This window comes from Streptococcus suis, from assembly GCF_002964045.1.
GTDB classification, from domain to species: Bacteria; Bacillota; Bacilli; order Lactobacillales; family Streptococcaceae; genus Streptococcus; species Streptococcus suis_U.
Window position 1 is genome coordinate 1 of sequence record NZ_POPB01000572.1, and the last position, 265, is coordinate 265.

Consider the following 265-nt stretch of genomic DNA (forward strand, 5'->3'; position numbering starts at 1 on the left):
TAGACATCGCCCTGCGGAGTAAATCCGCCTTGCCAAGCGTAAATCCTGCATAGACCTGTGCAATCTGCATGACCTGTTCCTGATAAAGCATGATACCATAAGTCGGTTGTAAAATAGGAGCAATGGTTGGGTCCAACAAATCAACTGTCTCTTGTCCATGTTTGCGTTTTACAAAGTTATCCGAATAATCACTAGCCCCCGGTCTATTCAAACTCGTTGTTGCAACTATATCTTCAAATCGACCAGGTTTGACCCTTCGAAGCAG

1 protein-coding gene is annotated in these 265 nt (G+C 44.5%); it reads right to left on the minus strand.

The genetic code is table 11. The features are described from left to right. Positions 1-265, minus strand: a 265-nt coding sequence (locus tag C1E99_RS12775; protein ID WP_153060260.1) for a hypothetical protein, incomplete at both ends; no start/stop codon positions are given.